Here is a 218-nt window from a genome sequence, read left to right on the forward strand (position 1 = left end):
AGATGGTGCATCCGGGAGGATTCGAACCTCCGACCGCTCGGTTCGTAGCCGAGTACTCTATCCAGCTGAGCTACGGATGCATCGGGAAACTTACTTTACTGCAGATTTGATATCGCTGCTAAAGCGTTATCGATTTTCTGTAACAACGCTAATGCGTTATCTCAGAGAAGATGGTGCATCCGGGAGGATTCGAACCTCCGACCGCTCGGTTCGTAGCC

The 218-nt window shown here is 51.4% G+C and carries 1 tRNA gene; it reads right to left on the reverse strand.

Going from position 1 to position 218, the window contains the following annotated elements:
• Window positions 1-3: 3 nt before the first annotated feature.
• Window positions 4-80 (reverse strand) — tRNA-Arg (locus HII27_RS27000).
• Window positions 81-218: the final 138 nt, after the last annotated feature.

Source organism: Kluyvera sichuanensis (genome assembly GCF_014218705.1).
GTDB lineage: Bacteria > Pseudomonadota > Gammaproteobacteria > Enterobacterales > Enterobacteriaceae > Kluyvera > Kluyvera sichuanensis.